The organism is Streptomyces sp. NPDC002785, from assembly GCF_040295565.1.
Taxonomy (GTDB): domain Bacteria; phylum Actinomycetota; class Actinomycetes; order Streptomycetales; family Streptomycetaceae; genus Streptomyces.
The window spans coordinates 25,279-34,145 of sequence record NZ_JBEOVN010000064.1 but is presented as its reverse complement, the minus strand read 5'-3'; the positions used below and the strand labels follow the sequence as shown (position 1 = coordinate 34,145).

General features: G+C 70.6%; 10 protein-coding genes. 2 read left to right on the top strand and 8 right to left on the bottom strand.

Going from position 1 to position 8,867, the window contains the following annotated elements:
- Positions 1-45 precede the first annotated feature (45 nt).
- The 8 genes from hisF to hisD are packed head-to-tail and all read right to left on the bottom strand — an operon-like array spanning position 46 to position 5,791.
- Positions 46-801 (bottom strand): imidazole glycerol phosphate synthase subunit HisF, encoded by a 756-nt coding sequence (gene hisF / locus ABTZ94_RS17535; RefSeq protein WP_351201946.1) that lies wholly within the window; start codon positions 799-801, stop codon positions 46-48.
- Positions 798-1,196, bottom strand: a complete 399-nt coding sequence (locus tag ABTZ94_RS17530) for a RidA family protein (RefSeq protein WP_351201945.1) — start codon at positions 1,194-1,196, stop codon at positions 798-800. The genes hisF and ABTZ94_RS17530 overlap by 4 nt, the downstream gene beginning before the upstream one ends.
- Positions 1,193-1,918, bottom strand: coding sequence for a bifunctional 1-(5-phosphoribosyl)-5-((5-phosphoribosylamino)methylideneamino)imidazole-4-carboxamide isomerase/phosphoribosylanthranilate isomerase PriA (gene priA / locus ABTZ94_RS17525; protein ID WP_351201944.1), 726 nt, complete (start codon positions 1,916-1,918; stop codon positions 1,193-1,195). The genes ABTZ94_RS17530 and priA overlap by 4 nt, the downstream gene beginning before the upstream one ends.
- Positions 1,918-2,574 carry an imidazole glycerol phosphate synthase subunit HisH gene (gene hisH, locus ABTZ94_RS17520; protein ID WP_351201943.1) on the bottom strand — a complete coding sequence of 219 codons (657 nt, stop codon included), beginning with the start codon at positions 2,572-2,574 and terminating at the stop codon, positions 1,918-1,920. Before hisH ends, priA begins: the two co-directional genes overlap by 1 nt.
- A 10-nt stretch (positions 2,575-2,584) precedes the next feature.
- A complete protein-coding gene (locus ABTZ94_RS17515) occupies positions 2,585-2,752 on the bottom strand; it encodes a CG2302 family histidine operon protein (RefSeq protein WP_351201942.1) in 168 nt (55 codons plus the stop codon).
- The gene (gene hisB, locus ABTZ94_RS17510) at positions 2,749-3,345 is read right to left on the bottom strand and encodes an imidazoleglycerol-phosphate dehydratase HisB (protein WP_351201941.1); all 597 of its coding nucleotides are present in this window, start codon (positions 3,343-3,345) and stop codon (positions 2,749-2,751) included. The genes ABTZ94_RS17515 and hisB overlap by 4 nt, the downstream gene beginning before the upstream one ends.
- The gene (locus ABTZ94_RS17505; RefSeq protein ID WP_351201940.1) at positions 3,342-4,472 is read right to left on the bottom strand and encodes a histidinol-phosphate transaminase; all 1,131 of its coding nucleotides are present in this window, start codon (positions 4,470-4,472) and stop codon (positions 3,342-3,344) included. The genes hisB and ABTZ94_RS17505 overlap by 4 nt, the downstream gene beginning before the upstream one ends.
- The gene (gene hisD, locus ABTZ94_RS17500) at positions 4,469-5,791 is read right to left on the bottom strand and encodes a histidinol dehydrogenase (RefSeq protein ID WP_351201939.1); all 1,323 of its coding nucleotides are present in this window, start codon (positions 5,789-5,791) and stop codon (positions 4,469-4,471) included. Before hisD ends, ABTZ94_RS17505 begins: the two co-directional genes overlap by 4 nt.
- 166 nt (positions 5,792-5,957) lie before the next feature.
- Here hisD and ABTZ94_RS17495 point away from each other — a divergent pair, with 166 nt between their 5' ends.
- The gene (locus ABTZ94_RS17495) at positions 5,958-7,559 is read left to right on the top strand and encodes an oxidoreductase (protein WP_351201938.1); all 1,602 of its coding nucleotides are present in this window, start codon (positions 5,958-5,960) and stop codon (positions 7,557-7,559) included.
- A gap of 266 nt (positions 7,560-7,825) precedes the next feature.
- On the top strand, positions 7,826-8,863 hold the full coding sequence (locus ABTZ94_RS17490) for a hypothetical protein (protein ID WP_351201937.1): 1,038 nt from the start codon (positions 7,826-7,828) through the stop codon (positions 8,861-8,863).
- Positions 8,864-8,867 lie beyond the last annotated feature (4 nt).

Genomic DNA, 8,867 nt, shown 5'->3' with positions numbered 1-8,867 from the left:
GGAGCCGATTACTCGGCTCCGTCCGGCGATCGATGAGTGCAGCGGTCAGCGGACCGGGTGTCCGGCCTCCCTGAGAGCGTCCTTGACCTCGGAGATCCGCAGATCGCCGAAGTGGAAGACGGACGCGGCGAGTACCGCGTCGGCCCCCGCCGCGATGGCGGGCGCGAAGTCCGCGAGCCGGCCGGCGCCACCGGAGGCGATGACGGGGACGGTCACATGCTGACGTACCGCCGCGATCATCTCGGTGTCGTAGCCGTCCTTGGTGCCGTCCGCGTCCATCGAGTTGAGCAGGATCTCGCCCGCGCCCAGCTCGGCGGCCCGGTGCGCCCATTCGACGGCGTCGATGCCGGTGCCCCTGCGGCCGCCGTGCGTGGTGACCTCGAAGGTGCCCGCGGCCGTGCGCCGGGCGTCCACGGAGAGCACCAGGACCTGGCGGCCGAAGCGCTCGGCGATCTCCCGGATGAGGTCCGGGCGTGCGATGGCCGCGGTGTTGACGCCGACCTTGTCCGCACCGGCCCGCAGCAGCTTGTCGACGTCGTCGGCGGTGCGGACGCCGCCGCCGACCGTGAGCGGGATGAAGACCTGCTCGGCGGTGCGGCGCACCACGTCGTAGGTGGTCTCCCGGTCGCCGCTGGACGCGGTGATGTCGAGGAAGGTCAGCTCGTCGGCGCCCTCGGCGTCGTACAGCTTCGCCATCTCGACGGGGTCGCCCGCATCGCGCAGGTTCTGGAAGTTGACGCCCTTGACGACCCGGCCGTTGTCGACGTCCAGGCACGGGATGACGCGTACCGCGAGAGTCACCGCGCACCTGCCCGGTACGCCTCGACCTCGACCTCGACGACCAGGCTCGGGTCCACGAAACCGGACACGATGACCATCGACGCGGCGGGGCGGACGTCGTCGAAGAGCTCCTTGTGGGCGCGGCCGACCTCGTCCACGTCCCGGGCGTGCGTGATGTACATCCGGGTACGGACGACGTCCTCACGGCCCAGACCGACCTGCTTCAGCGCGTCGAAGGCGACTTTGAAGGAGGTGACGGCCTGCTCGTACGGGCCGCCCGCGGAGATCTGCCCGTTGACCATCGACGTGCAGCCGGCGACCAGGACAAGACCGTTGGACAGCTCGACCGCGCGCGAGTAGCCGAACTTGTCCTCCCAGGGGGCTCCGGAGGAGATGCGGTTGACGGAGTCGGTCATCCGGAGACCACCTGCAGTGCTTCTTCGAGGGTGAACGCCTTCGCGTACAGCGCCTTGCCGACGATCGCGCCCTCGACACCGTCCGGGACGAGCGAGGAGATGGCCCGCAGGTCGTCCAGCGAGGAGACACCGCCGGAGGCGACGACGGGCTTGTCGGTGGCGGCGCAGACGTTCTTCAGGAGCTCCAGGTTGGGGCCCTGGAGCGTGCCGTCCTTGGCGATGTCGGTGACGACGTAGCGGGCGCAGCCCTCGGAGTCGAGGCGGGCGAGCGTCTCGTAGAGGTCGCCGCCGTCTCGGGTCCAGCCGCGACCGCGCAGCGTCGTGCCGCGGACGTCGAGGCCGACGGCGATCTTGTCACCGTGCTCGGCGATGACCTTGGCGACCCACTGAGGGGTCTCCAGGGCGGCGGTGCCCAGGTTGACCCTGGTGCAGCCGGTGGCGAGGGCGGCGGCGAGCGAGGCGTCGTCGCGGATGCCGCCGGAGAGCTCGACCTTGATGTCCATGGAGCGGGCGACCTCGGCGATCCGCTCCCGGTTGTCACCGGTGCCGAACGCGGCGTCCAGGTCGACGAGGTGCAGCCATTCGGCGCCCGCCTGCTGCCAGGCGAGGGCGGCCTGCAGCGGGTCACCGTAGGAGGTCTCGGAGCCGGACTCGCCGTGGACGAGACGGACGGCCTGGCCGTCGCGGACGTCGACGGCGGGGAGGAGTTCAAGCTTCGGCATTACAGCGTCTCAATCCAGTTGGTCAGCAGCTGGGCGCCGGCGTCGCCGGACTTCTCGGGGTGGAACTGGGTGGCCCACAGGGCGCCGTTCTCCACGGCCGCGACGAACGGCTCGCCGTGGGTGGCCCAGGTGACCCGGGGCGCGCGGATCTTGGCGTTGGTGACCTCCAGGCTCCAGTCGTGCACGGCGTAGGAGTGCACGAAGTAGAACCGGGCCTCGGGGCCGAGACCTGCGAAGAGCTGGGAGTCCTCGGGGGATCGCACGGTGTTCCAGCCCATGTGCGGGACGATCGGGGCCTTCAGCGGGGCGACGGTGCCGGGCCATTCGTCCAGCCCCTCCGTCTCCACGCCGTGCTCGATGCCACGCTCGAAGAGGATCTGCATGCCCACGCAGATGCCCATGACGGGGCGGCCTCCGGAGAGCCTGCGGTCGATGATCCATTCACCGCGGGCCTTCTTCAGCCCCTCCATGCAGGCGGAGAACGCACCGACGCCGGGCACCAGCAGCCCGTCGGCGTTCATCGCCCTGTCGTAGTCGCGGGTGATCTCCACATCCGCGCCGACGTGGGCGAGGGCTCGCTCGGCGGAGCGGACGTTGCCGAAGCCGTAGTCGAAGACGACGACCTTCTTCTTGCCGCTCTTCTGCTTGTCGCTCACAAGTCGTACCTCAGTCCCAGAGTCCCTGGATCCGCATGACGCCTGCGACCAGGCACATCACGGAAGCGAGCCCGAGCAGGACGATGACTCCCCTGGGCATCTTCTGCTTCGAGAAGGAGTAGACCCCGCCGGCCAGGAAGAGGCCGACCAGGATCAGGATGGTGTTGAGGCCTGTCACAGCGCGCCCTTCGTGGAAGGAAGAATTCCGGCAGCGCGCGGGTCGTGCTCACTGGCGTAGCGCAGGGCGCGGGCGAGCGCCTTGAACTGGCACTCCACGATGTGGTGGGCGTTGCGCCCGTACGGCACGTGGACGTGCAGGGCGATCTGCGCCTGGGCGACGAAGGACTCCAGGATGTGCCGGGTCATCGTCGTGTCGTACGCGCCGATCATGGGCGCCATGTTCTCGGGCTCGGTGTGCACCAGGTACGGACGGCCGGACAGGTCGACGGTGACCTGGGCCAGCGACTCGTCCAGCGGGACGGTGCAGTTGCCGAAGCGGTAGATACCGACCTTGTCGCCGAGGGCCTGCTTGAACGCGGCACCGAGCGCGAGGGCGGTGTCCTCTATGGTGTGGTGCGAGTCGATGTCCAGGTCACCGTCGGTCTTGACCGTGAGGTCGAAGAGTCCGTGCCGACCGAGCTGGTCGAGCATGTGGTCGTAGAAACCGACCCCGGTCGACACATCGACCTTGCCGGTGCCGTCGAGGTTCATCTCGACGAGCACCGAGGTTTCCTTGGTGGTGCGTTGCACGCGGCCTACGCGGGGGCTCATGCGTCGTGCTCCTTCTTAAGTTCGCGTACCGCATCGAGGAACGCGTCGTTCTCTGCCGGGGTGCCCGCGGAGACCCGCAGCCATCCCGGTACGCCGTTGTCCCGGACCAGGACGCCCCGGTCGAGGATCTGCTGCCAGGCGGTGTGACTGTCGGCGAAGCGGCCGAACTGGACGAAGTTGGCGTCCGAGTCGGTGACGTCGTAGCCGAGCGCGCGCAGCCCGGTGACGATCCGGTCGCGTTCGCTCTTGAGCTGGGCGACGTATCCGAGCAGCGTATCCGTGTGCTCCAGGGCGGCGAGCGCGGTGGCCTGCGTGACGGAGGACAGGTGGTACGGCAGCCGCACCAGCTGGACCGCGTCGACGACGGCCGGGTCGGCGGCGAGGTAACCGAGACGCAGTCCGGCGGCGCCGAACGCCTTCGACATGGTGCGCGAGAGCACCATGTTCGGCCGGCCCTCGATCAGCGGGAGCAGCGAGGCGTGGTGGCTGAACTCGCCGTACGCCTCGTCGACGACGACCATCGACGGCTTGGCCGCCTGGGCCGCCTCGTACAGCGCGAGTACGGTCTCGGCGTCGACGGCGGTGCCGGTGGGGTTGTTGGGCGAGGTGATGAAGACGACGTCGGGCCGGTGTTCGGCGATGGCCTTCCGGGCGGCCTCGACGTCGATGGTGAAGTCCTCGTTGCGCGGTCCGGAGATCCAGCGGGTGCCGGTGCCGCGGGCGATGAGGGCGTGCATGGAGTACGAGGGCTCGAAGCCGATCGCGGTGCGCCCGGGGCCGCCGAAGGTCTGCAGCAGCTGCTGGAGCACCTCGTTGGAGCCGTTGGCCGCCCAGACGTTGGCGATGGTGACCTCGTGCCCGGCGGTGCGGCTGAGGTAGCGGGCCAGTTCCGTACGGAGCTCGACGGCGTCCCGGTCGGGGTAGCGGTTGAGGCTACGGGCGGCCTCGCGGACGCGCTCGGCGATCCGGTCGACGAGCGCCTCGGGCAGCGGGTAGGGGTTCTCGTTGGTGTTCAGCCGCACGGGTACGTCGAGCTGCGGGGCCCCGTACGGGGACTTGCCGCGCAGTTCGTCGCGGATCGGGAGATCGTCGATCCGTGTCGTCGGCGTGGTGTTGCTGTTCGTCACTGCTGCGGAACCTCTCCGCCGAACCTGGCCTTGAGCGCGGCGCCGTGGGCGGGGAGGTCCTCCGCCTCGGCGAGGGTCACGACATGGTGGGTGACCTCGGCGAGCGCGTCGCGCGTGTAGTCGACGATGTGGATGCCGCGCAGGAAGGACTGCACCGACAGGCCCGAGGAGTGGCAGGCGCAGCCGCCGGTGGGCAGGACGTGGTTGGAGCCGGCGCAGTAGTCGCCGAGCGACACCGGAGCCCACGGGCCGACGAAGATCGCCCCGGCGTTGCGGACCCGGTCGGCGAGCGCGGCGGCGTCGGCGGTCTGGATCTCCAGGTGCTCGGCGGCGTACGCGTCGACGACCTTGAGGCCGTCCTCCAGGTCGTTGACCAGGACGATCGCGGACTGGCGGCCGGCCAGCGCGGGCTCGATCCGGTCGGTGACGTGCTTCGTCGCGGCGACCTGCGGCTTCAGCTCGGCCTCGGTGGCCGCGGCCAGCTCCTCGGAGTCGGTGACGAGGACTGCGGCGGCCATCGGGTCGTGCTCGGCCTGGCTGATCAGGTCGGCGGCGACGTGCACCGGGTCGGCGGTGGAGTCGGCGAGGATCGCGATCTCGGTGGGGCCCGCCTCGGCGTCGATGCCGATCCGGCCCTTGAGGAGGCGCTTGGCGGCGGCGACATAGATGTTGCCGGGGCCGGTGACGAGGTTCACCGGAAGACATTCGGCCGTTCCGTACGCGAACATCGCGACGGCCTGGGCGCCGCCGGCCGCGTACACCTCGTCGACGCCGAGCAGGGCGCATGCGGCGAGGATGGTCGGGTGCGGCAGGCCGCCGAAGTCCTTCTGCGGCGGGGACGCGACGGCGATGCCCTCGACGCCCGCCTCCTGGGCCGGTACGACGTTCATGACGACGGACGACGGGTAGACGGAGCGCCCGCCCGGCACGTACAGCCCCACGCGCTCGACCGGCACCCACTTCTCGGTGACGGTACCGCCGGGGACGACCTGGGTGGTGTGCGTGGTGCGGCGCTGCTCGCGGTGGACGAGGCGGGCGCGGCGGATCGACTCCTCGAGGGCGGCCCGTACGGCGGGGTCGAGCCGCTCCAGCGCCTCGGCGATCGCCGCGGCGGGAACGCGGATCGAGTCGATCCGTACGCCGTCGAATTTCTCCCCCCACTCGATCACTGCCGCCGAGCCACGATGGCGTACGTCCTCGCAGATGGGCCGCACCGTCTCCAGGGCGGCTTCCACGTCAAACTCGGCACGGGGCAGCAGGTCGCGCAGGGCTCCGCCCTCGGGGAGGGCGTTGCCGCGCAGATCGATTCGAGAGATCACACCGCAATTCTCGCAGACCGCCTCCGACGTCCGGTCGCCCGTATCACTGGCTGATACATGTCCCGGCCATATCACCGGCTGATACATGCCCCGGCCATCACTGCTGACCAATAGTGTTCACGTCGTCACTCAGAGGGAAGAACAGCTCCGAGCGGAAGGGGCAACCGTGACCGAACCGCACGACGGCGATTTCCCGGACGGCCTCAGCGCGGCCGAGCTGGGCATGTGGCAGGCCTTCCGGAACGGCAGTACCTACGATCTGCGGACCCGCGACCCGGCGCGGGACGATCCGTTCGCGCCGCGCGTCTGGGGACCGGAGCGCAGTGTGGACGGGCGCGTCGTCGCCCGGCTGCTGCTGTCCGGGCCACCGCCGCGGCCCGGCCGGGTCGCCGCGCTGAAGCTCCGGGGTGTACGGATCACGGGGACGCTGGATCTCGCGGGCGGGCGCGTCGCGCCGTACGTCGAGCTGACCGGCTGTCGCTTCGAGAGCGAGGTGGTGCTGCCCGAATGCCATTTCACGACATTGCGGATGGTCGGCTGCGCGATGCCGCGGCTGGAGGCGGCCCGGCTGCGCACCGAGGGCGATCTGCATCTGCCGCGCTGCCGCATCAAGCGCGGGATCCGGCTCACCGACGCACAGATCGGCACCGATCTGCTGATCAACCAGATCGAGATCGGCCCCGACCGGGGCGGGCGAGCCCTGGCCGCTGACGGGCTGGCGGTCGCCCAGGACCTGCAGGCGGAGATGGTCGAGGCGCGCGGCGAGCTGAGTCTGCGCGGGGCGAAGGTCGGCGGTTCGCTGAGTCTGCGCGGGAGCCGACTGCGGGGCAGGGCGGGGCGGCGCGCGCTGAACGCCCCTCAGCTGACCGTGGAGCGGACGCTGTACATGAGCGAGGCGTGGGTGAGCATCGACAGCGGGAACCAGGGCACCACTCCCCCGTACGGCATCGCCGTGGCCCCGACCCCGGCGCGCGGTATGCGTTCGCAGATCTTCGAGTGCCGCGGCGGGGTACGCCTGGACGACGGACGCTTCGGCGACGCGGTCGATCTGCACAAGGCACGGTTCGTACTGGCCCGGCACGAGGAGCTGTCGCTGCGCCGGATCGTCACCCCGGAGCTGCGGTTCAACGCCGAGCGGCCGGAGGAGGGCCGGGTCGTACTGAACGGCGCGAGGGTCGTCACGCTGATCGATGTGTCGACCAGCTGGCCGGGCCCCGGCGGTCTGGCGATGGGCGGTTTCGTGTACGAGAACCTCGTCCCGTACGGACACTTCCCCCTCTCCCGGCGCCTGGAGTGGGTGTCGGCGGCGACCCCGGAGTACGTACCGGAGCCGTACGAGCGCCTCGCCACGGTGCTGCGCAACTGCGGGGAGGACGCGGACGCTCGCGAAGTGCTGTTGGCCAAGCAGCGGCGGCGCCGCGAGACGCTGCCGCCCGCCGCGAAGCTCTGGGGCTTCCTCCAGGACTGGACGGTGGCGTACGGCTACCGGCCGGGGCGGGCCGCGGTGTGGATGGCGGTGCTGTGGGCGGCGGGTGCGCTGGCCTTCTCCCAGCACGCTCCGGCGGCGATCAAACAGGATGAGCATCCGCAGTGGAACCCGGCGCTGTACGCACTCGATCTGCTGGTGCCGGTCATCAATCTCGGCCAGGACGGTTACTGGCGGGTGGAGGGCGGCTGGCAGTGGGCGGCGGCCATGCTCGTCCTGCTGGGTTGGATACTCGCCACGACGGTCGCGGCGGGCGCCTCACGGCTGCTGCGCCGGGGCTGACCGGAATCCGGCCACGGCCGGCCGGACGACCGACCGTCCGACCGGCCGAAGCCCATGTACCCAGTGGCCGTCGCGCGGCCGGAGGCCATGGTCGAACGACCTGCCGAGCCACGGCCGAAGTATCGGAGACCGATGCCCGGATCGGTGGTAACAAGCCAGATTCCCCACCTTTCTTTACCTTTTATTGACCCCGTCCGATACAACCCATTCACTCGGCACGAAAGCTTCACAGCGCCCCCCTGGCGCCGTCCCGACCAGCGCTTTTAATGGTCCGCACCATGTCATTCCTTCGCGCTCTGCTCCGTACCGCGCGCCCGATCCGGCACTCCCCGCAGGGGCCCGCCGGACTGCCGGCGGACGACGCGGTGCTGCTCGACGCCCCCGACGAGCGGCTCTCCCCGGCGCTCGTCGCCGCCGCCCTCGGGGAGTACGAACCGGCCGCGAAACTCCTCGCCACCACCCGGGACGGCGCCGAGTGGGAGAACCGGGACCGCTACCTCAGCCGGCTCGTCACGTTCGCCCGCAATCGCGACGGATGGCTGACCGACTGGCTCGCCACCGCGCCGCACGACCCGGACGCACTGCTCGTCAAGGCCGAGCTGGCGGTCCGCCGGGCCTGGGAGTCGCCCGTCCGCGCAGAGCAGCTGCGCGAGGTGGGACCGCTGATCACCGCGGCGGCCGAGAGTGATCCCCGTGACCCGGTGCCGTGGCGGCTCGCGCTCGACCATGCGCGCGGCACCCATGCCACGCACACCATGTTCGAGGCGCTGTGGGAACAAGCGATCCAGCGCTCCTCGCACCACTACGGCTGCCATGTCGCGGCGCTGCGGTACCTCTCCGCCGCCTGGTACGGCTCGCACCGGGAGTGCTTCGACTTCGCCGAGCGGGCCGCCGAGGACTCACTGCGCAGCTCGCTGGTGCAGGCGCTGCCGCTGCGGGCCGCCTTCGCCCTGCTGATCGAGGGCCCGATCGTACGGATCACCTCGGTGCAGGAGGAACGGATCGACGCGGCGGCGGATCTGGCGATCACACTGTCCGCCTCGTTCGCGCCCGGCGATCCCTGGCCCGCCGAGGTCCGCAACCTGCTGGCGTTCGTGCTGGTCGCGCGGGGCCGCTGGGACGAGGCGCTGGAACAGTTCCGGCAGATCGGACCCCATGCGGCGTCGTTCCCGTGGTCGTCGGTCTCCGACGATCCGCTCGGCCGGTTCCTCGACGCGAGGAACGACGCGCTGCTCCGGATGGCCTGCGCGACGCCCTTGGTGGGCCGGGCCGACCGAGGCCGGCCCCGCGGCCATTACGCTTGACCGT